This is a genomic window from Pseudarthrobacter sp. YAF2 (assembly GCF_052113345.1).
Taxonomy (GTDB): Bacteria; Actinomycetota; Actinomycetes; order Actinomycetales; family Micrococcaceae; genus Arthrobacter.
The window spans coordinates 65,120-89,161 of record NZ_JBFRDA010000013.1 but is presented as its reverse complement, the minus strand read 5'-3'; the positions used below and the strand labels follow the sequence as shown (position 1 = coordinate 89,161).

General features: G+C 67.2%; 20 protein-coding genes and 1 pseudogene. 12 read left to right on the top strand and 9 right to left on the bottom strand.

Annotated features, from left to right (window positions below; genetic code table 11):
• Window positions 1-4: 4 nt before the first annotated feature.
• Window positions 5-1,249 (bottom strand): GAF domain-containing sensor histidine kinase, encoded by a 1,245-nt coding sequence (locus tag AB4Y79_RS14230; RefSeq protein ID WP_441862971.1) that lies wholly within the window; start codon window positions 1,247-1,249, stop codon window positions 5-7.
• A 123-nt stretch (window positions 1,250-1,372) separates the two neighbouring features.
• On the opposite strand from AB4Y79_RS14230, the gene AB4Y79_RS14225 reads away from it, so the two are divergent.
• Window positions 1,373-1,891, top strand: a complete 519-nt coding sequence (locus AB4Y79_RS14225; protein WP_441862968.1) for a GNAT family N-acetyltransferase — start codon at window positions 1,373-1,375, stop codon at window positions 1,889-1,891.
• A gap of 39 nt (window positions 1,892-1,930) precedes the next feature.
• Window positions 1,931-2,233, top strand: coding sequence for an antibiotic biosynthesis monooxygenase family protein (locus AB4Y79_RS14220; protein WP_441862965.1), 303 nt, complete (start codon window positions 1,931-1,933; stop codon window positions 2,231-2,233).
• 194 nt (window positions 2,234-2,427) lie between these two features.
• On the opposite strand, the gene AB4Y79_RS14215 is transcribed toward AB4Y79_RS14220, so the two are convergent.
• From AB4Y79_RS14215 to AB4Y79_RS14200, 4 genes are all read right to left on the bottom strand, one after another.
• Window positions 2,428-2,613, bottom strand: a complete 186-nt coding sequence (locus AB4Y79_RS14215) for a hypothetical protein (protein WP_441862963.1) — start codon at window positions 2,611-2,613, stop codon at window positions 2,428-2,430.
• Window positions 2,614-2,721: 108 nt separating this feature from the next.
• Complete coding sequence (locus AB4Y79_RS14210) at window positions 2,722-4,335, bottom strand: AMP-binding protein (protein WP_441862960.1); 1,614 nt, start codon at window positions 4,333-4,335, stop codon at window positions 2,722-2,724.
• An 87-nt stretch (window positions 4,336-4,422) separates the two neighbouring features.
• Window positions 4,423-5,082, bottom strand: a complete 660-nt coding sequence (locus AB4Y79_RS14205) for a response regulator (RefSeq protein ID WP_441863237.1) — start codon at window positions 5,080-5,082, stop codon at window positions 4,423-4,425.
• On the bottom strand, window positions 5,075-6,427 hold the full coding sequence (locus AB4Y79_RS14200) for a sensor histidine kinase (RefSeq protein WP_441862958.1): 1,353 nt from the start codon (window positions 6,425-6,427) through the stop codon (window positions 5,075-5,077). Before AB4Y79_RS14200 ends, AB4Y79_RS14205 begins: the two co-directional genes overlap by 8 nt.
• A gap of 167 nt (window positions 6,428-6,594) precedes the next feature.
• Between AB4Y79_RS14200 and AB4Y79_RS14195 the strand changes: the two genes are divergently transcribed.
• The gene (locus tag AB4Y79_RS14195) at window positions 6,595-7,698 is read left to right on the top strand and encodes an FtsX-like permease family protein (protein ID WP_441862956.1); all 1,104 of its coding nucleotides are present in this window, start codon (window positions 6,595-6,597) and stop codon (window positions 7,696-7,698) included.
• Between the two features lie 29 nt (window positions 7,699-7,727).
• Complete coding sequence (locus AB4Y79_RS14190) at window positions 7,728-8,438, top strand: ABC transporter ATP-binding protein (protein ID WP_441862953.1); 711 nt, start codon at window positions 7,728-7,730, stop codon at window positions 8,436-8,438.
• 9 nt (window positions 8,439-8,447) lie between these two features.
• Here the strand turns inward: AB4Y79_RS14190 and AB4Y79_RS14185 are convergent.
• Window positions 8,448-11,371 (bottom strand): annotated as a pseudogene (locus tag AB4Y79_RS14185) (exo-alpha-sialidase).
• A 180-nt stretch (window positions 11,372-11,551) separates the two neighbouring features.
• On the opposite strand from AB4Y79_RS14185, the gene AB4Y79_RS14180 reads away from it, so the two are divergent.
• Window positions 11,552-13,249 (top strand): sialidase family protein, encoded by a 1,698-nt coding sequence (locus AB4Y79_RS14180; RefSeq protein ID WP_441862950.1) that lies wholly within the window; start codon window positions 11,552-11,554, stop codon window positions 13,247-13,249.
• A gap of 4 nt (window positions 13,250-13,253) precedes the next feature.
• On the opposite strand, the gene AB4Y79_RS14175 is transcribed toward AB4Y79_RS14180, so the two are convergent.
• Window positions 13,254-14,147 (bottom strand): DUF4862 family protein, encoded by an 894-nt coding sequence (locus AB4Y79_RS14175; RefSeq protein ID WP_441862947.1) that lies wholly within the window; start codon window positions 14,145-14,147, stop codon window positions 13,254-13,256.
• 150 nt (window positions 14,148-14,297) lie between these two features.
• On the opposite strand from AB4Y79_RS14175, the gene AB4Y79_RS14170 reads away from it, so the two are divergent.
• The 7 genes from AB4Y79_RS14170 to AB4Y79_RS14140 are packed head-to-tail and all read left to right on the top strand — an operon-like array spanning window position 14,298 to window position 22,460.
• Complete coding sequence (locus tag AB4Y79_RS14170) at window positions 14,298-15,938, top strand: ABC transporter substrate-binding protein (RefSeq protein WP_441862944.1); 1,641 nt, start codon at window positions 14,298-14,300, stop codon at window positions 15,936-15,938.
• 21 nt (window positions 15,939-15,959) lie between these two features.
• Window positions 15,960-16,916 (top strand): ABC transporter permease, encoded by a 957-nt coding sequence (locus tag AB4Y79_RS14165; protein WP_441862941.1) that lies wholly within the window; start codon window positions 15,960-15,962, stop codon window positions 16,914-16,916.
• A gap of 3 nt (window positions 16,917-16,919) precedes the next feature.
• On the top strand, window positions 16,920-19,040 hold the full coding sequence (locus AB4Y79_RS14160) for a dipeptide/oligopeptide/nickel ABC transporter permease/ATP-binding protein (protein ID WP_441862938.1): 2,121 nt from the start codon (window positions 16,920-16,922) through the stop codon (window positions 19,038-19,040).
• Entirely contained in the window at window positions 19,037-19,843 is an 807-nt protein-coding gene (locus AB4Y79_RS14155) for an ATP-binding cassette domain-containing protein (RefSeq protein WP_441862936.1), read from the top strand. The genes AB4Y79_RS14160 and AB4Y79_RS14155 overlap by 4 nt, the downstream gene beginning before the upstream one ends.
• Before the next feature lie 43 nt (window positions 19,844-19,886).
• Window positions 19,887-20,804, top strand: a complete 918-nt coding sequence (locus tag AB4Y79_RS14150) for a dihydrodipicolinate synthase family protein (RefSeq protein ID WP_441862933.1) — start codon at window positions 19,887-19,889, stop codon at window positions 20,802-20,804.
• A gap of 10 nt (window positions 20,805-20,814) precedes the next feature.
• Window positions 20,815-21,780 carry an ROK family protein gene (locus tag AB4Y79_RS14145; protein ID WP_441862931.1) on the top strand — a complete coding sequence of 322 codons (966 nt, stop codon included), beginning with the start codon at window positions 20,815-20,817 and terminating at the stop codon, window positions 21,778-21,780.
• On the top strand, window positions 21,777-22,460 hold the full coding sequence (locus AB4Y79_RS14140) for an N-acetylmannosamine-6-phosphate 2-epimerase (protein WP_441862929.1): 684 nt from the start codon (window positions 21,777-21,779) through the stop codon (window positions 22,458-22,460). Before AB4Y79_RS14145 ends, AB4Y79_RS14140 begins: the two co-directional genes overlap by 4 nt.
• A 6-nt stretch (window positions 22,461-22,466) precedes the next feature.
• Here AB4Y79_RS14140 and AB4Y79_RS14135 read toward each other — a convergent pair whose 3' ends face one another.
• Window positions 22,467-23,027, bottom strand: coding sequence for a hypothetical protein (locus tag AB4Y79_RS14135; protein ID WP_441862927.1), 561 nt, complete (start codon window positions 23,025-23,027; stop codon window positions 22,467-22,469).
• Window positions 23,028-23,241: 214 nt separating this feature from the next.
• Window positions 23,242-24,009, bottom strand: a complete 768-nt coding sequence (locus AB4Y79_RS14130) for a glucosamine-6-phosphate deaminase (RefSeq protein WP_441862925.1) — start codon at window positions 24,007-24,009, stop codon at window positions 23,242-23,244.
• Between the last annotated feature and the right edge of the window lie 33 nt (window positions 24,010-24,042).

The window sequence follows — 24,042 nt, the reverse complement described above, 5'->3', positions numbered from 1 at the left end:
TTTGTTAGGGTTCGGCAGGGAGGCTGACCACAGCGGTGGTGCCGCCGCCCGGCGTCTCTTTCAGGCTCAGCTCTCCCCCATGCGCTTCCGCAATCCGCCGGCAGGTGGCCAGGCCAAGGCCTGAACCCTGGCCGTCGCCCTCCCTGTGCAGCCGGACCAGGGGTTCCAGCACGCGCTGCCGATCCTCGGGGGCGATCCCCTTGCCGTTGTCGGCCACCAAAACCGCAGCCCCGTGATAATTCGAGATGCCGCTGATCCGCACTTTGAGGTCCCGGTCCGGGCTCGGGTAGTTCAAGGCGTTGGCCACCAGGTTCTGCAGCAGGATGCGCAGCTGGCCGGGGTCCACCTGTAGCTTTAGATCCTCGCTGTCCAAGACCGAGCCAGGTCCGAAGGATACGCCCAGGTCATGTGCCACCTCGGCCGCCACGGCGCGGAGGGATACATGCTGCCGCTGGATGGCCCCGCCGACGCTTGAGTAACTCAGGACGTCCTGAAGCATGGCAAGCATCCTCTGGCCGCTGGCGCCGATAAGTTGGAAGTACTCCGCGGCCGGGTGGCTGCTGTCCACCTCGGGGTCGTCCTCGCCCATCTCCACATAGCCCAGGATGGTGGTAAGGGGCCCGCGCAAGTCGTGGCTGACGCGGCCCGCGAACTCCGCCAGCTTGGCATTGCTTTCCCGCACTTCGTGGAGGGCGCCGTTCAGCTGCAGGGTCCGGCGCTGGAGTTCGAGCAGTTGCACCGCCTGGCGGGCCAGGAATTCCAGCATGTGCAGCTGGTCCGCATCAGCCACCGCCGGCGAATCGGAAAATACGCACAAGGACCCGAGCACGAATCCTGACGCCGTCTCCAAGGGTACCGAGGCATAGAACCGTACGGCGGCGATTTCCCCTGTTACGAACGGATTCGATGCAAAGCGTGGGTCCAGGGAAGCGTCGGGAACAACAGTCGGTTCTCCGGTGAGGAAGACTTTGGCGCACATGGAGTCCTGCCGGGAACAGACGGCGCCTTCAAAACCGACGGCGGCCACCTGGCGTTGCTCGTCGGACGTGACAACGTTAATCACCCCATATGGGACCGCACAGAGTTTAGCGGCGAGCTCGACGAGGTTCTGAAGGGGTTCCTTTGACTGCTCGGCAGCGGTAAGCAGTGGGCCGTCGCCGGTTGGGGATGCCAAACCGTACTCCTGCAGTATTTCGTCCCGCCCGGTCGGATTGCCAACAGCTGTTGTTGCCATGAGAGTGCGCGCCATGAATTGTCCCCTTTCAGACCACAGAATGGGCCCGGGGGCGATAGTACAGGCCAGCGGCTGTTTCCCGGGAACCCGCTCGCCCCTGCACGCCGGCACGCATGCCGCGCAACATAGGATTTTGTAATGGCCCAGCTCATTGCCCCAAACGTCAGCTTCCACATGTCCTGGCTTGAAGCAGCTGCGGAGTTTGCCGGCGCCCGCCAGGATGGTGCGGGTGCGGACGGCTGGTCAGTGGACGATCTCAAGGATGCCCAGGTGTTCGGCCGCTTCGTGGACGTCCTCATCAAAGACGCCCTGCCGGAAACAGTGCGGATGCCCGGATATGTCCCCTGCACCTACCTGTGGATTGCCGACGGCGGGACTTTCCTCGGTTCGTTGGCCATCAGGCACGAGCTGAACGACTATCTCCTCAACGAAGGCGGGCACATCGGCTACAGCGTCAGGCCCTCTGCCAGGCGGCGCGGGCACGCAGCGAAGGCACTTGCCGATGCGCTTCCCGTGGCGCGTACGGTGGGGATTGATCGGGTTCTCCTGACCTGCGACGAGGACAACGCCGGATCACGGGCAACCATCGAAAAGAACGGTGGCCAGTACGAGGACACGCGCAACGGCAAGCGCCGCTACTGGATAGAGAACGCCTAGGTGTACCATTCCCGGCCACGGGTCTGCCAGACTTGCCCGGTGATCACTGAACATGCGCTGCTTCCCGTCATCCCGGGCCGCGAGGAGGAATTTGAGACGGCATTCCGCCAGGCCCGTCCCATCATTGCTTCGAAGCCGGGCTTCGTTTCACTGTCGCTGTCCCGCTCGATTGAATCTCCCAGCACCTACCTGCTGCTGGTCGAATGGGAGAAGCTGGAGGACCATACAATCGGTTTTCGCGGGTCCGCGGAGTACCAGCAGTGGCGGTCGCTGTTGCACCAGTTCTATGAGCCGTTTCCCGTCGTTGAGCACTTCGCGCCCGTGGCCCCTGCAAATAGCTGAAGCAGCCTGAACTTGGGGGGAAGCCCCCGCGCGAGTCTCGCTCCAGCGCAGGGGCTTCCGGTGCTTCCTGCCGGGGAACTGACTGAAGCAATAAAGAAATTACCGGTCGGCAGCCCTCCAGAATGCCCAAAACCAGCACCTTCAGCCAATCTTGAGCCAACCTTGAGCAGTATCCAGCGGCCCCTCAACGAACCTCAGTCAGCCGGCCCCGCCGTGGCGTCCGGATCCTCTTCGGGTTCAAAGGTGTTGGGTTCGGCACCATCGGAAATCCCGACGCCGTCCTTCCCCCCGGGGATCCCGCCGTCGGCATTGCCCTTGCTGGCCGCCGCGCCCTCCTGCGGCTCATCCTCGGGCAGTGAATCAGGTGAATTGATGGACATCGCTCCTCCTTCTGTGGCTGGGCCTCCACGCTAACAGCCACTACGGAAAAAGGCGCCGGCGAACGGGCACCTTTTGCAGGTCCAGCAACGTCCCGCATCTTTTGATTGCTAGCCCCTTGCTTCCGCGGCCCGCTGCTGCCTCAGGATGTAGCGCTGCAGCTTTCCCGACGGAGTCTTTGGCAGGTCCGCCACGAAGTGGATGCGGCGGGGATAGGCATGTGCGGCGAACTGCGTCTTGACCATGGCCTGGAGTTCGGCAACCAGGGCATCACTGCCGGTGATCCCGTCTGCCAGGACAACGTAGGCTTCCAGGACTTCTCCGCGCAGTTCATCGGGAGCGCCCACCACGGCACTTTCCGCTACCGCCGGATGGGTGGACAGGACACTCTCCACTTCGAAAGGGCCAATCCGGTATCCGGCCATGATGATCACGTCATCGTCCCGGGAGGAGAAGAAATAGTAGCCGTCCGCGTCCACCATGCCCGCGTCACCCGTCAGGTACCAGCGCCCGTCCTGGCTGAACCTTTCGGCGGTCTTCTCCGGCGCGTCCTGGTACCCCTTGAACCACATCATGGGACTCCCGGCAACGTTGACGGCAACGCGGCCCAGTTCACCCGGTGCAGCCGGCTCGTCGGCGTTGTCCTTGAGGACGGCGCAGCTCCACCCCGGCAGGGGCCGGCCCATGGAACCCGGCCGAAGCTCCGTCCTCACGTCGTCATGCCAGGCGTTGATGATCATCATCCCGTGTTCGGTCTGTCCGTAGTGGTCCCGCACCGGAACGCCCAGCGCCTCCCGGGCCCAGCTGATCACCTCCGGGGTCAGCGGTTCGCCGGCTGACGAGGCGCGGCGAAGGTGGAAAGGGCCCGCTCCGCCGCCGGTTTTCGCGCGCATGGTGCGGTACACCGTGGGAGCAGCCGCGAAGTTGGTGACGGAGAACGCCTCCAACACTTTGAAGCTGAGTTCCGGGGAGAAACCAGGGCGCAGCAGCAGGTTCCGCCGTCCCGCCGCCATGGGCCCCAGAATCCCGTAGTACAGGCCGTAGGCCCAGCCGGGGTCCGCCGCATTCCAGAACACATCCTCTGCACTGACGTCCAGGCCAAGTTCGACGTACTGGCGGAACGCGGCCAGCGCCCGGACCGGCACCGGTACACCTTTGGGGGCGCCCGTGGTTCCGGACGTGAAAATCAGCACCAGGGCACCGTCACCGCCCACGGCTTCGGCCGCGATCCCCGGTTGCTGCCTGGCCAGGAGCGGCGTGAGCGCCAGGTCCGGATGGGCTGCTTCTGCACCGGCAACCACGACGGCGGCTCCGGTTTCCTTGACCTTCGCCCGCTGGTCGGCATCGGTGATGACGGCCTTCGCGCCGGACGCGATGAGGCGAAGTTCGATGGCCGGCCACGCAAAGGCCGTGAACAGCGGCACGTGGACAGCTCCGCGCCGCCAAATGGCCAGGAGCATGACCACAAGGTCTGCCGATTTTCCCATCAGGGTGGCCACGGCGTCTCCGGGCCCGATCCCCAGCTCTGCCAGGGCGGCGGCTCCCCGTTCCGAGCGCTCCCGCAGCTGGCCGTACGTGATGTCCTCCGCGGAAAGGTCGGCTGCAACAACCGTGAAGGCAACGGCGCCGGGATCGTGGCTGTCGCACAGGAGCTCCGCCGCGCAGGCATCGGCCGCACCGTAGGTGGCAAGAAGGGCATCAACGGCTGGAACCGGACGGGACATTCGTTCTCCTTTGAACAGTGTGACCTGGGATTAGCGGCACCGGAAACAACGGCCCCTCTAAACGCAGTGGAATAAACGTACTGCAGCTCAGCCCCTGGCGCCCGGCGGCCGGATGATCCGCCGCTGGGTGGCTGCGGCGATGGCGGCCGTGCGGTTGTCCACGCCGAGCTTGCCGTAGATGTGCACCAGATGCGTCTTGACCGTGGCCTCCGAGATGAAGACCTGCCTGGCGATGGCCCGGTTGGACAGGCCGGTGGCCAGCAGTTCCAGCAACTGGACTTCCCGCGGGGTCAAGGAGGTGCCCGGGTTGCTGATCCGGCCCATCAGCAGCGCCGCCGCCCGCGGCGCCAGGGCCGTTCCGCCCGCCGCGGCCTGCAGGACCGCCTGCCGCAGCTGTTCCGGTGGCGCGTCCTTCAGCATGTACCCGCTGGCGCCCGCCTCGACGGCGGCCAGGATGTCCGCATCGGTGTCGTACGTGGTGAGGATGAGCACCGGCGGGGCCGGGTGAAGCTTCCGGATCTCGGCGGTGGCCGTGACACCATCCATCCCCTCCCCCATCTGGAGGTCCATGAGGACAACATCCGGCACCTCACCCAGGGCCGTCAGCCGCGCCAGTTCGTGCAACGCAGCCCTGCCGTCGGCGGCTTCGGCGGCAATGGAAATGCCTTCGAACCCGGTGAGCATGGCCCGCAGCCCCGCACGCACCACGGGGTGGTCATCCACCAGCAGGACGCGGACCTCACCCATCACTTCCACCATCCATAGAGGCAGCACCATCCAGAGAGGCAGCACCGTCCAGCGGCAGCCGGATGGCCACCACCGTCCCCTCCCCCGGCGCCGACTCCACGGCCAGCGAGCCGTTCAAAGCGGTGACACGCTCCCGCAGCGAGCGCAGCCCGAACCCGCTGCCGTCGGCAGTGTCCGCGGCACCGGCGGCACCGGACGGCTCAAAGCCTGTCCCGTCGTCGTAAATGTCCATGGTCACCTCGGTGCCCAGGAAGGCAAGGGTGACGACGGCGTTCGCGGCCCGGGCGTGCTCGCGGACGTTGGCGAGGCTCGCCTGCGCCGCCCGCAGCAGGGCCACGCGCACGGGCTGCGGCAGATCCTGCGGCTCACCGTCCACCTCCAGCCGGCACCGCAGCGCAAGCCCTGCGGCCGCGGCGCCGGTCTCCGTGGTCCCGCACAGCCGGTGCAGGGCCTCCACCAGCGTGGTCCCCTCAAGGTGTGGCGAGGACAGCCCGCGCACAAAGCTGCGTGCCTCGGCAAGGTTGTCCGCCGCGGTCTGTTGCACCAGCGCCAGCCGGTCGGCCGCCGTGGGTGCGTCCCGGTCGGCCAGCGACTGTTCGGCGGCCCGCCCCAGGAGCACGATGCTGGAGAGCCCCTGCGCCAGGGTGTCGTGGATTTCCCGGGCCAGCCGCTCCCGTTCCGCCAGCACCCCGGACTGGTGCTGGGACCGGGACAGTTCCTCGCGCGTGCGCCTCAGCTCGTCCGCCGCACGCCGCTGGTTCTCGGCTTCCCGGTAAAGGGCCGCATAGGCCAGGCCGGTGATCACGGAGAAGACGGCGCCCAGCACCGGCCCGACGACGGCCGCCGCGTGCGGGACCGGCGCACCACTGGCAGCCCACTGGGAGGCGATCACCGCAACGGTCATCAGGGTGATGGTCAGCAGCGCCGCGCGCCGCGGCAGCAGGTGCAGGTGCAGGAAGAAGATGGGGAAGGCAAGCCAGGCGAAGTCGGCGCTTCCGGCAAGGAGGACCGCCCAGAGGGCCGTGACCAGGCCCAGCCACAGCAGGCCGTAGCGGCGGGGGTTGAAGCCGATCCGGGCTTCGGCGTGCCGCTTTTCCAGGACGGTTCCCGCCAGGTAGATGGCCGCGAGGACGACGGCGGCGGCCGCCCACAGCCAGCGCAGCGGACCGCCGGCCACGAACATCCGGACCAGGGCCACGGCCAGCAGCAGCGCGAACCCGGTGTGCAGGGTGACGCGCAGGACCCGGAGGATTGCTGCCGATGACGCGTTTTCCAGGGCGTCCAGTGGCCCCTTGGCCGGGGTACCACCGGTTTTCTCCGGGGACGGCGGCAGGGGCGTAGGCATTTCATCAGCTTATGCCGGGCCGGACGGTACGGGATCAACCAAAAGGTTGACTGCGGGCTCAACCTTTCCATTCCCGCGGATCAACCGTCCCCGCGATGCCACCGCATGCTCCCGACGGGAGAGTGGAAGGACCAAGAGAATCCACCCCTGCTGAGAGAAGAAACAACGTGTTCCTGGCAATCCGCGATATCCGCTTCGCCAAAGGCCGGTTCGCCATGATGGGCGGCGTCGTAGCCCTGATCACCCTCCTGCTGGTCATGCTGTCCGGCCTGACGGCGGGGCTTGCAGAGCAGTCGACGTCCGCAATCGACAAGCTCGGCGCCTCCGGCGCCCGGCCGGTGGACAGCATCGCCTTTGGCGCTCCCGGTTCCGGGACGCCCAAGGCGTCCTACACGGAAAGCTCCGTGGCAGCCGATCAGGTGGCGCGCTGGAAGGACGCGCCCGGTGTCCAGTCCGCCGAACCGCTGGGCATCACCCAGACCCGTGCGCAGGTGCCCGGCGGCGCCGGCACCGCAAACGTGGCCGTTTTCGGCGTCTCTCCGGGCAGCCCGCTGGCACCGTTTGAGGTATCCGCCGGGACAGCGGTGCTGGGCTCATCGACGGCGGAGGCGCTGTCCGTGGGCCAAGGGGACAAGGTATCTGTGGGCGGCGTGGAGCTGGGCGTCGCCGCGGTGGTGCCGGACCAGTGGTATGCACACACCAGCGTGGTGTGGACGGCGCTGCCCGCCTGGGCCAAGGTGGCGAACGTGTCCGACGGCGGCCAGCTGGCCACCGTCGTGGCGGTTACCTTTGCCGGCGGGGCGAAGGTGGACAGGGCCGCCGCCGATGCCGCGGCGCACACGGTCAGCGAGTCCCGGACCGGATCGTTCCAGGCGCTGGGCCCCTTCAAGAGCGAAAACGGGTCCCTCACCCTGATGCAGGCCTTCCTGTATGGGATCTCATGGCTGGTGATTGTGGCCTTCCTGACGGTCTGGACCATCCAGCGGACCCGCGACATCGCCGTGCTGAAGGCGATGGGTGCCCCCGGCTCCTACATCCTCCGCGATGCCATGACCCAGGCCGCGATCGTCCTGGTGGCCGGGGCCGCCGCCGGCGGAGCAGTGGGCGTTGCCGCCGGCGCGCTGGCGGCCCGGGCTGCCCCGTTCCTGCTGACCGCAGGCACCACGGTGCTGCCCGTCGTCGGAATTGTCGCCCTGGGCCTGGCCGGCGCTGCAGTGGCCGTCCGCCGCGTCACCAAGGTTGATGCGCTCCTGGCTCTCGGCGGCAACTAAACCTCTCCCCCTTCCTGAAAGGAACCCCGATGTTCGATCCTTCCTCCCCCGCTCCCCTGAGCCTGGTCAACGTCACCCTCGAATACCCCGACGGCGCCGGAACCACCACCGCCCTGGACCGGGTCAGCCTGACCGCCCGGGCCGGCCAGCTGGTCTCACTGGTGGGCCCGTCCGGCTCCGGGAAATCCAGTCTCCTGGCCGCCGCCGCCACCCTGGTCCGTCCCACCCGCGGGCAGGTCCTGATTGACGGCACGGATACGGCCGGCCTCAAGGACAAGGAACTCACCGCCCTGCGGCGGGACAAGGTGGGCATCATCTTCCAGCAGCCCAACCTGCTCCCCTCACTCACGGCCGCCGAGCAACTCATCATCAGCGACCACCTGCGGGGCAGGCCGGCCAAGGCGGCAGCCCGGGCGAAGGCAGCCGGGCTGCTGGACGTCGTCGGCCTCGGCGCCAGCGCCCGGAAGCTGCCGCACCAGCTCTCCGGCGGCCAGCGCCAGCGGGTGAACATCGCCCGGGCACTGATGGGCAATCCCAAGGTGCTGCTGGTGGACGAGCCAACCGCAGCGCTGGACCACGAACGCAGCGCCTCGATCATCGGGCTGCTGCGCCAGGTGACCACCGAGTTCGGGGTGGCCACCGTGATGGTTACCCATGACACCGAGTTCGTGCCGCTGACAGACGTGGTGGCCACTATGCGGGACGGCAGGCTCACGGCGCCTGTGGTGACAGGCGCCTGAGCTGCTGCCCTACCCCTTGGGGGTCACCAGCAGCCGGTCGAATGAGACCTGCTTGCCGTCCTTGTCCAGCACCACCACGTCATCGCGGCCGTTTTGCACGTCCGCCGGCAGGATGAATTCCACTGTGTTGTCCGTCGTGGGGAAGATCCAGCCGATCGCGTAGCTGCGCTTGTTCAGGTACACGTAGTACCACTGGCCGTAGTCAAGCCCGGTGAGGACCACCTTTTGGCCGTTGCGGTACTTCTCCGCGGCACCCAGGTCCATGGGGGCAACCTGTCCGTCGAGGTCCTGCACGGCAAGCGTGGGAACCGAATTCGGCTGCGCAGGCTGCACGTCCAACTGGATGCCGCCCCCGGTCACAGTGGCGGAGACACTCCTGGTCCCGTTGCTGGCGGTCGCAGCGAACGTGACGGGTTCGAGCTTCCCGGCCGCGACATCCGCGGCGGTGAGCATGTACTTTCGGGTGGCTGTCAGGGTGCCGCCGGCCGCCAGGTGGGGCTCTGCGATTCCGGCCTCGGGTGCGCTCACGTTGTCCAGGGACACGTTTCCTGCGTTGCCCAAGGTGTAGGTGTACGTGACGGCGTCGCCGGCCGAGGCGTAGCGGTCGCCGTCCATGTCCGTCCATTCCGCCGCAACGGTACCGTCAAGCTTCGCATCCCGGACCTTCAGGTCGACTTCCCCGCCGTCCACGGCGTAGGTCCGCGTGGTCTGGCCCGCGGCACTGACCTCCCAGGCGGTGTTTGGGACGAAGAATCCCTGGTCCGCTTCGGCCGCCGTCACGGTGTGCCGGGGTGTGGCACAGGTATATGCCTGTCCCGCGGGAAGGACGCTGTAGCGGCAGTTGCCCGGCCCGTCGGGCAGGAACGGGCTGAAGTTGCCGGCGGTGGGGACCACCTTTTCCACCAGCGGGCTGGTGTTGGTGACATCGAATCTGTAGGGGAACGCCTCGCCTGCGACGTACGGCTGGGTGGCGAGGTCGCGGCCGGAGTCGTTGCGGCTGCCTACGATGCCTGCGGACACCAGGCCGTCCCGCAGCGGAACCGCTGCCCCGCTGAAGGCAACGGTTTTGGTGAGCGACGGCGTCGCGCTGGCCGTGACGCTGAAGGTTGTCTCGGGGACGAAGTAGCCGCGCTCGATGTCCTGTGCAGTCAGCGTGTGCTTGGCCGTGGTGCAGTTGTAGGAGGCGCCGGCGGCCAGGTTGTTGTACCGGCAGTTGGGGGCCGACGGCGGCAGGAAGCCGGCGTCGAAGTTCCCCGAGACCGGCACCGAGTTGGCCGTCACGTTCGCTGTGCTTTTGACGGTGAAGGTATAACCCAGCACGTCACCGGCCGTGTAGGGGTTGGCGGCCACGTCCCGGGTGGGTGCGGTTCCCGTGATGGTGAGGCCCACCTGCGGTGCCGCCGGCACGGTGGCGGTGAACGTGAATTGCGAGACCCGGCCGTCCGCCGTCGTCAACGCAGCATTGAGGTTTTGCGGCCCGCTCGCGGTGGCCGCGGCGGTCAGGGCGACGTTGATCGTTGCCGAGGCGCCGGGGGCGACGATGGGGACGGGCACCGTGGTGGCGGACCAGCCAGTGGGGGTGTAGACAGTGGCGGTGGCGCCCGACAGGGTGGTGGGTTCCTGGTTGGTGACCGTGACCGCCACCTGCTGCGTGGCACCGGGCGCCGTGGTGACGGCGGGCACTGAGAGGGGCGCGCAGGCGTAGTTGAGCCACGCGTCGTCGAAGGTGGAGAACTGCATGTTGTCCGTGTAGTTCCCCTCGTAGAGGACGCCGAACCTGCCATCCTCCAGCCGGGTCACGGTGGAGTAGGCCGAGAAACCGGGACGGATGGTGCGCACCCCGGGCCAGGTGGCGCCGTCGTCGCAGGAACGCGGGCGGAGACGTTTTCGCGTGCGGTCTTGGAATTGGCGTTGGTGAAGACCAGCTTCCTGGCGTCCGCGGTGCCGGGGGCAGCGTTGGGGAACATGCGGGCGATGGAACCGTTGTTGGCCGGGTCCGGCAGCTCCGTGTCCTGGGTGACGGGACCGTAGGTGGCCCCGCCGTCGCTGGAAACCGCCACCTTCCGGTAGCCCTGGTTGGCGTTGTCCCGGGAATTCAGCAGGATCCTGCCGTCGGAGAGCTCAACGGTCTTGTTCTCATCCATCCGGTCACCCACATTGGCGCCCTTATGCCAGGTGGCACCGTGGTCGTCCGAATAGACGCTGTACGCCTGGATCTTGTTCGTGCCATCGGCCTGGCGGACGTCACCGGCGTACTGCTGGATCAGCCGGCCCTTGTATGGGCCGTACTTGAGCTGGATGCCTTCGCCGGAGGATGCGAAGTTGGACCTGACATCGCCTGCAACCGGGTTGGTGGTGCTGGTGCCCGGCTTGGTGACGTTGGTGATGAGCCGCGGCCGGCTCCATGTGAGGCCGCCGTCGGAGGACTCGATCACGGCGGAGGAGATGACGTTGCGGTCCGCGTCATCATTGCCGAACTGGCTGCCGCCGAACCCTTGGTCCTTTGAGTAGACGAAGAACGCGAAGACCTTGCCTGCCTCGGCGTCGTAGACATAGGAGGGATCGCTGTAGCCGTATTTCGGCGCGCTGGCATCAGCCACGTGACCTGCAGCAATCACCTGCACAGGCCCCCATGTGCGCCCGCCGTCAGTGCTGCGCCGCTGGACGATCGAGTTGGGGTTGGGCGCGTCGGCGGAGCTTCCCGGCCTGCCGTCCCAGGCCGCCAGGACCACGCCGTTGCCGAGGTAGCTCAGTGCCGGGATGCGGTAGAAGAAGTTGTCTGCGGTGCGGCCTGCCCCCAGGTTGGCTTCCTGGAAGTTTCCGGGCGGGCTGGTGGGGCTGTTGGAAGGAATGGGCGCGGCCTGCGCCGCAACGCCTCCGGCAAGCAGTGCCAGTGCAAGGGCAGCCGCCCCGGCGGTTCTGCACAGTGTCAGGGGTGTGCTGTGTCTTTGGAAATATGGCAAAGGGACTGACCTTTCTGGATGCCGCGGCAGTGCGGCTCTCGGCAGGGCGTCGCCGTCCGGGATCATCAATACATTGCTCCTACTACGTACGACGTCCTACCAAGCTAGTGCGCCTGCGATCACAAAGCCAGGGGTAGCTATGCTGTAGATGTGACATCCCATCTCCTGCCTGCCATTCCCTCCGCCCGGCCCGCCGTCGAGCATGTCCTGGCAGCCCGCGGCCGCAGCGGCTACCGGCAGTACCGGATTCCCGCCCTCGCTGTGACCAGCAAGGGGACGCTGCTCGCGGCCTACGACGGCCGGCCCAATTTGGATGACCTTCCAAGTCCGATTGACCTGCTGATCCGGCGCAGCACGGACAGCGGGCGCACCTGGAGTGGCCAGGAGGTGGTGCGGAGCGGCACCGGGCTGGAGGGCTTCGGGGACCCCAGCCTGCTGGTCGACGCAGAGACCGGACGGATCTTCGTCTTCCACGCCGCCGGGACCCGCGCCGGTTTCTTCGAGGCCACAGCGGGAATGGACCACGACGACCACCAGGTCCAGCATTGCGATGTCAGCATGTCCGACGACGACGGCCTCACCTGGCAGCACCGGCGCATCACGGCAGCCCTTAAGTCAGGCAGCGGGCGGGAGATCACGGGGATCTTCGCCGCGGCCGGGCAGGGGATCCAGATCCACTGCGGCCCGTACCGGGGGCGGCTGGTGCAGCAGTACGTGGTGTTGAGCGGGGGCAGGATCATGGCTGCCTCGGCCTACAGCGACGACCACGGTGGCACCTGGCAACTGGGGCAGCTGATTGAAGGAACGGCCGACGGCGCGGCCCCCAACGAGAACAAGGTGGCCGCCCTCAGTGACGGCAGGCTGCTCCTCCACGGCCGGGCTACGCCGCACCGCCTTGCCGCCGTTTCCGAGGACGGCGGCCACACCTGGAGTATGCCAGTTCCGGTCCCGGACCTCCCCGACCCCAGCGACAACGGTTCACTGGCCCGCTTCGACGGTCTGCCGTCCGTCACCGGCCTTGCAACACCGGCCACGGATTCCTGGCTGCTGGCCACCAACAACCATGATCCCAACCTGCGCCGCAACACCGTCCTGAGCCTGTCGGCCGACGATGGCGCCACCTGGCCCGCCAAGCTGGTCCTTTGCCCGGGCAGCTCGGCCTACTCCACGGCCACCCGCCTGCCGGACGGCAACATCGGCGTGCTGTACGAGCGCCAGGGCTACCGGGAGATCGTCTTCGCGTCGGTGCCGCCGGAGCAGCTCACCAGCCAGCTTTCGTCACCGGGTGCAGCAGCGCCCGACGGCGGCCTGCCGCCAGCGGAGCCGGGCCTGGTCTTCGACATGGAGTTGCGGTCCATTACGCCGGGGCTTCCGGCCGTGTGGAAGAACGCCGGGGAGTTCCATGTGATGGCGTCCGGCGGGGAGGGCTGGGGTGCCGAGTCGTGGAAGGAGATCGGCCAGGCCTATTCCCCGGACCAGGTCCAGGTCCTGGGCACACGGGAGGCGCAGGACCTGAACTACGGCCCGCCCACTCCCGGGTACAAGGCCGGGGACATCCTGGCATTTACCGGCAGGGCGCGGAATGACGGCAGTCACACCATCCGGGACGTCCGCCTGCACGGGCCGGGAGCCGGGGCGTTTCCGGCAACCGACCTGCTGCCGGGGCAGGAGGTTCTCTACTTCACGCCCGCCTGCACCGTGACGGCGGAGGACGCGGAGGAGGAGGCCTTTGAAGTTACCTTTGCGGTGGAAGCAAGGGTTGGGGCCGGCAGGCAACGGCTGTCCCGGACCTTCCGCTGTGGCGTGGCGACGGGAACCATCACCGTGGCTGACAGCACCGGGCCCTGAGCGGCTACTCCCCCACCAGGACCGCCATCTGCCGGAGCCGTTCCACGCGGTCCGCCGGCGACAGCTCGTCCGGACCAAGCCCGATCTTGAACCCAAGGATGGGGAGTGGACCCGCCGCCGCCAGGCAGCGGTCAATTTGGCGGCGGTTCAGCACGGAGGTGGGCGGGGCGCCCTGGACCTCCACGGCGGGGAGGTGCGCATCGATCCACGCATAGCCAAAGCCGGTTTCCTCGGGCGAGCAGCCGGAAAAGACCAGGCCCTCAAGGACGCCTGCGTCACGGCCGAGGGACAGGTGCTCAACGGCCGTATCCGGGTTGCCTGATTCGATGACTGAGCGCGCCCAGTTGACCGTCACCCCCACCTGCTCCCAGCCCTGGTCCCTGAGTGAAACAGCGATGTCCACTTCCTCCGCAAAGGTCAGGAAACCTTTCTCCGGACTGGCACCGGGACGTGGGGCGTCGCAGTGTTCAATCAGCACGCGGGCTGGTCCCCAGTCCCACCCCAGGAGTTCCTTCAGGGATTCCTCGAACCAGCGGGCGGAGGCGCCACCGGTGGGTGCTGAATGCAGTTCAACAGCCTCCACCTCATGCCCGGCATCCTGCAGCCGGAGTGCATAGTCCCGGACACCCGCCGCGAAGTCGAGGGCTTCGCGCCGCCCCGCCGCATCAGCGGAGGCCAGCCCGAACGCTTTATGGGTGCCCAGCCGCTGCATGGTCCCGGGAATGGCGGTGACCACGGCGGACCAGCCCTCCGGCGCCCCCGCGGGCCAGCCGGTCCCGCCATAAGGGCCGTAGGGAAGCTCGAGTCCGCGGATCGGGGAAATGGCAGCAAGGCCCCGGTAGAACTGCTCCTGCAGTTCGCCGGGCTGGGCGGGGTAGGCGCCGACAATCAGGGACAAGGAAGCTCCATTCGCGAAGGGTCTGGCGGCAGGCCAGGCGTAAATGCAAGAAACATTAGCCCACTTGACGCTGGCTGTGATGGGACTTACAGTTTCCATACGAGCTAGGACATCCTACATCCGATAAACATCTCCTGAACGGTGAGGCCAATGAACAACATCAAGAACCTGCCGCTGGTCAATGACGCCAGCCGCCGGAACTTCCTCAAACTCGGCGGGGCCATGGGCCTCGCCGCAGCCTTCGCCAGCTCCCTGGCCGCCTGCGGTGGACCCGCAGCCACCACCAGCAACGCAACCACCAACACCTCACCCATCAACAAGGACCTCACCATCGAGGCCGGCATCTCCTACGCCCTCTCCACCGGCTTCGATCCCATTTCCTCCTCCGGCGCCACCCCCATGGCGGCCAACCTCCATGTCTTCGAGGGCCTGATCGAGCTCCACCCGGCAACCCGGGAGCCCTACAATGCGCTGGCTGCAACTGATCCCAAGATGGTGAACCCCACCACCTACCAGGTAGCCATCCGCGAGGGCGCAACGTTCCACGACGGCACCCCGGTCACGGCCGACGACGTGGTGTTCTCCTTCACCCGGGTCATGGATCCCGCGAACAAGTCCCTCTTCTCGCAGTTCATCCCGTTCATCCAGGACGTCAAGGCGCTCGATGCCAAGACCGTGGAATTCACCTTGAAGTACGCCTTCCCGGGGTTCGGGCCGCGCATCTCGGTGGTGAAGGTGGTGCCCAAGGCGCTCACCAACTTCCCGGCCGGCTCGGACCAGCTGAAGGCCTTCGACGCCAAGCCTGTTGGAACCGGCCCCTACAAGCTGGTCTCCGCCGCCAAGGACGACAAGATCATCTTCGAGGCGAACCAGGCCTACAACGGCCCCATGCCGGCACTGGCCAAGGGCATGACCTGGCTGCTGCTCTCCGACGCCGCAGCCCGCGTCACCGCCATGCAGTCCGGCCGGGTCCAGGCCATCGAGGACGTCCCCTACCTGGACATGGAAGGGCTCAAGTCCGCGGCCACCGTTGAGTCAGTGCAGTCCTTCGGCCTGCTGTTCCTGATGTTCAACTGCTCCGCCGCGCCGTTCGACAACAAGCTGGTCCGGCAGGCCCTGCACTACGGCCTGGACAAGGACTCCATCATCAAGAAGGCACTGTTCGGCAACGCCAAGCCAGCCAGCTCCTACTTCCAGGAGGGCCACCCGGACTACGTCAAGGCAAAGAACGTCTACAGCTACGATCCCAACAAGGCCGCAGACCTCCTCAAGCAGGCCGGGGTCTCCAGCCTGGAGTTCGAACTCCTCACCACGGACACAGCGTGGGTTAAGGATGTGGCACCCCTGATGCTGGAATCCTGGAACAAGATCCCCGGCGTCAAGGTGACGCTCAAGAACCTGCAGTCCGGCGCGCTGTACACGGACCGCGTCGGCAAGGGCGACTACAAGGTGGTTGCCGCACCCGGCGATCCCTCCGTGTTCGGCAACGACGCAGACCTCCTGCTCAGCTGGTTCTACGCCGGCGACACCTGGATGAAAAACCGTGCCTACTGGGGGTCCGCCCCGGAGCGCGCCCAGTTGGTGGACCTCATGGCCAAGGCCGGCCAGTCGTCCAAGGATGATGCCAAGAAGCTCACCGGGCAGATCGTGGACCTGGTCTCCGAAGAGGTTCCCCTCTACCCGCTGTTCCACCGCCAGCTTCCCAGCGCCTGGGATGCAAAGAAGCTCAGCGGCTTCAAGCCCCTTCCCACCACCGGAGTTTCCTTCGTTGGTGTGGGCCGCACCGCCTAGCCACACCAACCGGAGACTACATTGACCACGATATTGCGCCTCCTGGGCCGGCGGCTGGCAGCCCTGCCGCTGATGGTCCTGGGCATCACCTTGCTCGTGTTCCTCGTCCTGCAGGCCGCACCCGGCGACCAGGCGAGCAGCGCCCTGGGCGAAGGGGCCAGCGAGGAAGCCAAAGAGCAGTACCGGCAGGCCAACGGCCTGAACGACCCCTTGCTGCTGCAGTACATCCGCTTCCTCGGCAAGCTCCTCCAGTTCGACCTGGGAGTCACCACTCCCCCGGCGAAATCCGTGGCAAGCATGATCGGCTCAGCCTTCCCGCTGACGCTGCAGCTGACGTTCCTGGGCGTCATCATCGCCGTCGTGGTCTCGCTGGTCTTCGGCATCATCGGTGCCCTGTACCGGGACAAATGGCAGGACCAGCTGGTGCGGGTCTTCTCCATCGCCGCGGTGGCAACGCCGTCGTTCTGGCTGGGCATCCTGCTGATCCAGTGGTTCGCCCTGGGCCCGGCCCCGCTGTTCCCGTCCGGCGGCATTGCCACCCCGGAGTCCGGCTTCGGCGGCTGGCTCAACTCGATGGCCCTGCCCGCCCTGGCCCTCGGCATCCCGGTCTCGGCTTCCCTCATCAGGGTGGTGCGCACCTCCATGGTGGAGGAGCTGGACCGGGACTATGTCCGCACCGCCATCGGCAACGGCGTCCCGTACCGGGAAGTGGTCTCCAGGAACGTGCTCCGCAACGCCCTTGTCACCCCGGTCACCGTGCTGGGACTGCGGATCGGCTACCTGCTGGGCGGCGCCGTCGTCATTGAAATGATCTTTGCGCTGCCCGGCATGGGTCAGCTGATCCTCAACGGCATCACCAACCTGGACGTGAACCTGGTGCAGGGCGTGGTCCTGACCATCTCCGTCACCTTCGTCCTGGTGAACATTGCCGTGGACCTCCTCTACCTGCTCATCAACCCCCGAATCAGGACCGTGTGACCCATGCGCAGCAAACTCGCTGAACGTCTGAGCGCCCCCGGACTTCGCTTCAAGGGCCTGCCCTGGAGCTCCCGCCTGGCTCTCTCCTTCCTGCTGGTGATTGGCCTCGCAGCCGTCTTCGCCCCGGTCTTGGCACCGCACGACCCGCTGGAAACCTTCATACCCGCCACGCGTCCCGGCGCCGAGCACTTCTTCGGCACCGACCGCCTGGGCCGCGACATCTTCTCCCGCCTGCTCTACGGTTCCCAGTCCTCGCTGATGATCGGCCTGGGCGCCGTGGCATTGGCTGTCCTGGCCGGCGCGCTCCTGGGCTCGCTCGCGGCGACGTCCAGCAAGGCCGTGAACGAGCTCCTGATGCGCCTCATGGACATCCTGATGGCGTTCCCGGGCATCGCCCTGGCCGCGGTCCTGCTGGCGGCGTTCGGCAACTCCGTACCCACCATCATCGTTGCCATCGCCATTATCTACACCCCGCAACTGGCCCGGGTGGTCCGCGCCAACGTGCTCTCCCAGTACGGCGAGGACTACGTCCGGGCGGAACGGGTCATCGGTGCGGGCCGCTTCTACATCCTTGCCAAGCACATCGTGCGCAACACCGCGGCCCCCGTGCTGGTGTTTGCCACGGTGATGGTGGCCGACGCCATCATCCTCGAAGCCTCGCTGTCCTTCCTGGGCGCCGGTGTGCAGGACCCCGCCCCGTCCTGGGGCAACGTGATCTCCTACGGCCGCAACCTCGTCCTGTCCGGCGGCTGGTGGGCCACCACCTTTGCCGGCCTCACCATCCTGCTCACCGTGCTGGCGCTGAACATCCTGGCCGAAGGCCTCACCGACGCCATGGTCAACCCGCGGCTCCGCAAGGCAGCTGCGGTGAAGGACGACGACGGCGCTGCGGCTTCGGTGGCGGGCGCGGCTGTCGCCGCAGTGGACACCGAGGTGGCCACCTCGGTTGCCCAGCCGTCCGTAGTGGAACAGCATGAGCTCGACGGCGTCCGCGAGGCTTCAGCCACCAGCGCCGGCGAGCGCGAGCTGTCCCATTCCACCCTGCTCACCGACCACCGTGTGGCGGCCGCCAACCCGCACGCCCTGCTGGACCGCGAGTTGGAACTCCTCGCCGCCGTCGAGGCCACCCGCATCGACCGGCTGCCACAGGTTCCGGCGGACGCCCGCACCGTCCTTGAGGTGAAGAACCTGTCCATCCGGTTCCCCGGCCGGTTCGGCGACACAGCCATCGTGGACAACGTCTCCTTCACCGTCCGCGAGGGTGAAACCATGGGCCTGGTGGGCGAATCCGGCTGCGGCAAGTCCATCACCTCTCTGGCCATCATGGGGTTGCTTCCCAAAACGGCGAAGATCACCGGTTCCATCACGTTCGATGGCAAGGAACTGCTGGATCCTGATACCGGCCACAGCAATATCAAGGCTTACCAGGGGCTCCGCGGCGAACAGATCGCCATGGTCTACCAGGACGCCCTCAGTTCCCTTAACCCGTCCATGAAGATCAAGGAGCAGATGGCGCAGCTGACCCGCCGCGGCGGACGCAAGACCCCGGCTGAACTGCTGGAAATGGTCAAGCTGGACCCCGTCCGCACCCTGGCCAGCTACCCGCACGAGCTCTCCGGCGGCCAGCGCCAGCGCGTCCTGATCGCCATGGCGCTCTCCCGCTCACCCAAGATCGTGGTGGCTGACGAACCAACCACCGCACTGGACGTCACCGTCCAGAAACAAGTGGTGGACCTGCTCAACGAACTGCGGGCGGAACTGGGCTTCGCCATGGTATTCGTCAGCCATGACCTGGCGCTGGTGGCCTCCCTGGCCCACCGGATTACGGTGATGTACGCCGGCCAGGTGGTTGAATCGGCCCGGGCTTCCGAGCTGCTGCAGAACCCGAAACACGAGTACACCCGGGGCCTGCTGGGTGCCGTGCTCTCCGTCGAAGCCGACGCTGTCCGCCTGCACCAGATCCCCGGCACAGTGCCGTCGCCACAGGATTTCGCCCCCGGCGACCGCTTCGCACCCCGGTCCCTCCGCAGCGATGCAGACCCCAACCAGGCACTGGTCCTCACCGCCGTGGGCGGGGACTCCGACCATTACTGGGCCAGCCACCTTAAGGAGGACGCCAAGTGAGCGTATCCACCGGCAAACCGGTCATCGAGCTCAAGGACGTGAAGGTCCACCACCGTGCAAGGGCCGGCGGCCTCTTCCGGCCCAATATCGTCAAGGCCGTCAACGGCGTTGACTTCACCATCAGCCGCGGCGAGACGGTGGGCATCGTGGGCGAATCCGGCTGCGGCAAGTCCACCCTGGCCTCGGTCTTGGTGGGCCTGCAAGCGCCCACGTCCGGCCAGGTGCTGTTCCACGGCAAACCGGCCATCAGGCGCAACGCCGCCATGCGGAAGGAGTTTGGCCGCGCCGTCTCCGTAGTCTTCCAGGACCCCGCCACGGCACTGAACCCGCGCATGACCATCCAGGACATCCTGACGGACCCGCTCCAGATCCACGGCATCGGGAACGCAGCGTCCCGCGCCGCCAAGGTCAAGGAACTCCTGGCGCTGGTAGGCCTGCCCGCCTCCGCGGCGGAAGTGACGCCGTCGCAGGTTTCCGGCGGGCAACGCCAGCGCGTGGCCATCGCCAGGGCCCTGGCCCTCGATCCGGACATCATCGTTGCCGATGAACCCACCTCAGCGCTGGATGTGTCCGTCCGTGCCCAGGTCCTGAACCTGCTCTCGGACCTGAAGACCCAACTGAACCTGGGCATGGTGTTCATCTCCCACGACATCCAGACCGTCCGCTACGTTTCCGACCGCATCTGCGTCATGTACTTCGGCGAAATCGTGGAGGAAGGACCGGCGGCCCAGGTGTTCGACACCCCCCGAAACGACTACACCCGCAAACTCCTCGGTGCCGCACCCAGTTTGCTGCACACCTGAAATTTTCATTCCCACCTCTTACAACCACGCATTGGAGTTTTCCGTGTCTTCCCAGTTCTCGGGCGTCATCCCCCCTGTCGTCACCCCCCGCCACGCAGACGGCAGCATTGACACCGCCTCGCTGCAGAACCTCACCAAGCACCTGCTCGACGGCGGCGTGTCCGGGCTCTTCGTCCTGGGCTCCTCAGCGGAGGTGCCGTACATGACCAACGCGGAACGCGCACAGGTGGTCAACACCATCGCCGAGGCCAACGCCGGCTCCGTGCCCTTGATCGTGGGCGCCAACGAACAGACCACCAACCGAGTCATCGAGGAAGCCAAGCGGATGGTGGACCTTGGCGCGGATGCCCTCGTGGTCACCTCCATGTACTACGCGATCGGCAACGCCGAGGAAACCGAAACGCACTTCCGCAGCATCCATGCAGCCGTTGATTCCCCGGTCTTCGCTTACGACGTCCCCGTCCGCACCCACTTCAAGCTCCCCACCGACCTGCTGGTCCGGCTGGGCCGCGACGGCGTCATCGCCGGCGTCAAGGACTCCTCCGGGGACGACGTCTCCTTCCGCCAGCTGCTGCTGGCGGCCCGGGACATCGACAACTTCGACATTTTCACCGGACACGAAGTCGTGGTGGACGGCGCACTGCTCGGCGGGGCACAGGGCGTGGTTCCGGGCCTTGGCAACGTGGACCCCCGCGGCTACCGAAACCTGGTGGACGCTGCAGTTTCCGGCGACTGGGCGAAAGCCGCCGCCGAACAAGACCGCCTGGCCGACCTCTTCGAGATCGTCTACACCCCCAAGGGACGCGTTTCCGGAGGGGCGGCCGGGTTGGGCGCCTTCAAGACGGCGCTGCAGATCATGGGCGTCATCGAATCCAACACCATGAGCGCGCCGATGCAGGCGTTGAACGAAGAAGAGACCACGGCGATCAAGGTCATCCTCGAACGCAACGGCCTGGTGTAGAACCCTGGTTATGCATGCCGTTGGTGTTGATCTTGGGGGTACCAAGACTGCTGCGGGAGTTGTTTCCGCAGCCGGGGAGGTCTTGTTTTCGGAGACCGTCCCCACGCTGAACCGCGACGGCGGGGCCGCCATCCTCGATGCCACTGCTGCGCTGGTTTCCGCACTGATTGGCCGGGCTCAAAAAGAGGGCCTGGCCGTCACTGGGGTTGGTGTCGGCTCGGCCGGCGTCATCGATTCCACCCGCGGGGTGGTGGTCTCCGCTACGGACGCCATCCTGGGCTGGGCCGGGACGGCACTGACCGAAGGCCTGGCCGCACGGCTGGGTCTGCCGGCGTCGTCCGTCCGGGCGGTGAACGATGTCCACGCCCATGCCCTCGGTGAAGCCTGGACGGGTGCCGCCGCAGGGACCACAAGTTCGCTGCTGGTGGCGTTCGGCACCGGTGTGGGCGGCAGCTTCGTGGTGGACGGCCGGCACATCCTTGGACACCGCCATGCCGGCGGCCATGTGGGCCACTTCGCCTCACCGCACGCCTACCACGGGGGCGCGGCCCTGGCATGCGTCTGCGGCGGATCAGGGCACGTCGAAGCGATCGCTTCCGGCCCTGCACTCCTGGAGGCCTACCTCCGCCTGGGCGGCACTGCACCCGCCCGCGATGCCCGCGGGGTCTTCGCCTTGGCCGGCGACGGCGACACCATGGCCGCCACGGCAGTCCGCACCGCCGCCACGGCTGCGGGCCAGGCTGTGGGCGGCCTGGCCAACATCTTCGACCCCGAAATCGTCGTGGTCTCCGGCGGTTTGTCCGATGCCGGGGAGCCGTGGTGGGAACCCATGCGGGTGGCCCTGCGGTCCGAACTGCTGCCGGCGCTGGCGGACCTGCCGGTGGTACCCGCTGCCTTGGGCAACGCCGCAGCCATGGTGGGCGCGGCCCGCCTGGTCATCACGCCACTCCACACCAGCCAAGGAAGCACACCATGATCTTGTCCCCCGAAACCCTGGAATCCCTGCGGGGCCGGCTCATCGTGTCCTGCCAGGCGTATCCCGGCGAACCGATGCGGGATCCCCGCACCACCGCGCAAGTGACAGCCTCGGCTGTGCTCGGCGGGGCCGCAGCAGTACGTGTGCAAGGCCTGGCCGATATCCAGCACACCCGCTCCGCCGTCGAGGTTCCGGTCATTGGACTCTGGAAGGACGGGCACGACGGCGTCTTCATCACTCCCACACTCCGGCACGCCCTGGCCGTGGCCAGCGCCGGCGCCCATGTGGTGGCAGTGGACGGGACCCGCCGTGACCGGCCGGACGGGCTGACGCTTGCGCAGACCGTTACGGGGATCCGCAAGGAATCCCATGCCTTGGTCATGGCCGACTGCGCATCACTGGAGGACGCCGCGGCCGCCGTTGACGCCGGCGCGGACCTCATCGGCACCACACTGGCCGGGTACACCGGCGGCCGCCCCAAGACCCAAGGCCCGGACCTGGCGTTGCTGGCGGACATTGCAGCAGCAGGGTTCGGCGCTCCGCTGATCGCCGAGGGGCGCATCCATTCGCCGGCCCAGGCCCGGCAGGCCCTCGACGCCGGCGCCTTCGCGGTGGTTGTGGGTACGGCGATAACGCACCCCGCGACCATCACCGGCTGGTTCGCGGACGCGCTGGGATAACCGCGTCTAACCGGCCTTCTGCAACGTTGCGTTGCGGGTGAGCAGTTCGGGAGCCTGAGGCTGCGGCGGTTCCACTAAGGGCATGACCAGCAGGTTCCGATGCAGGGTGACCCAGCCGTCCCGTTCCATCGGACCGTGGTCGAACTGGTCAGGTACAAAGAGAATCTCCCTGCCATCGGGGTCCTGCACCTCCGCCAGGATGTCCCGGCCGTCGGGGATGTAGTCGCAGGCCTCCCAGTAGGACACCTGGTCCAAGTCATACTTCCCCACCAGGCATGCGACGCCGGAGGTCCTGGCCGGTGCCGCGTAGTAGGTCATGGACTCGTAGGAGGCCAGCCTCCGGGTCTCGCCGATCACCGCCTCCCCGTCCTCGTCCTGCATGGCCGGGATGGCATCGCTCTTGGTCAACTGCCGCCCCAGCACTTCCATGGTCCCGGGGGTCGCCATAAGGAAGTGCGTGTAAATGAGCCAAAGACCCGCGCAGGTGCCCACGCCGACCACGGCGGAGAGGGTGATCATGAGTTTCCAGAACAACGTCAGCGGTTGCGCCTGCCGTTTGGCGTTCATGGACGCCCCCGGCCGAGGTCCCCGGGTTCCGGACGCACGGCGGTGACGGAGTCGGTAAGGTTCAAGCGCTGCCCCCTCAGGCTGTCATTCTTCCTGCACGCTACACCGTGCGGGCGGCGCCCAATCTGCTTTGCTTTCGTGTCGGTGCGGTGGGCGGCTTGTGGAGCAGGATTTTGCGGGGGCGCTCAGGCGGCCTGGACGCTCGTGGACGCCCCTAGACGCCAACAGCCTCTCCGGCCACACGCACGGTGACCTGGCCGCTTTCGGGCGCCAGCCGTGCGGCGGCGGCTTCGTCGGCCACCACCGTCACGTGCGGGTGCAGCTGCAGCACGGAGGCCGGGCAATCCACAGAGACCTCGCCGCGCAGGGCGCGGGCCAGGATGCCGGCCTTGTCCGCACCGGCCACCACCAGGAGCAGGTGCCGGGCCTCCAGGATGGTCCCGAGTCCCTGCGTGATGCACCGGCGCGGCACCTCGGCTTCCGACGTGAAGTACCGGGCGTTGGCCGCCCGGGTGCGTTCCGCCAGGACTTCCACCCGGGTGCGGGAGTCCAAGGCGGATCCGGGTTCGTTGAAGGCGATGTGCCCGTTGTGCCCGATGCCCAGGAGTTGCACGTCCACCCCGCCGGCAGCGCGAATGGCTGCGTCGTAGTCGTCGGCTGCCTGCCGGGGGTCTGCCGCGTTGCCTGCGGGTACCCGAACGAGCGCCGGATCCATTCCCAGCCGTTCGGTCACCTCCCGCCGCACCACCTCGCCGTAGCTCTGCGGGTGCCCGGCAGGCAGCCCGACGTACTCGTCCAGGGCGAATGCGCGCACTGCGGACATGTCAAGCCGGTGCCCGGAGAGGGCTGCGTAGACAGGAAGCGGTGATCCGCCGGTCGCCACGCCGAGGACAGAGTCCGGCTTGGACCGGACGACGGCGGCGAGGATTCCGGCCGCGACCGCACCGGTGGCTGCGGCATCGGGGACAACAAAGATTTCCAAGGGGGGACTCTCTCGTGAGGAAGGACGGCAGCA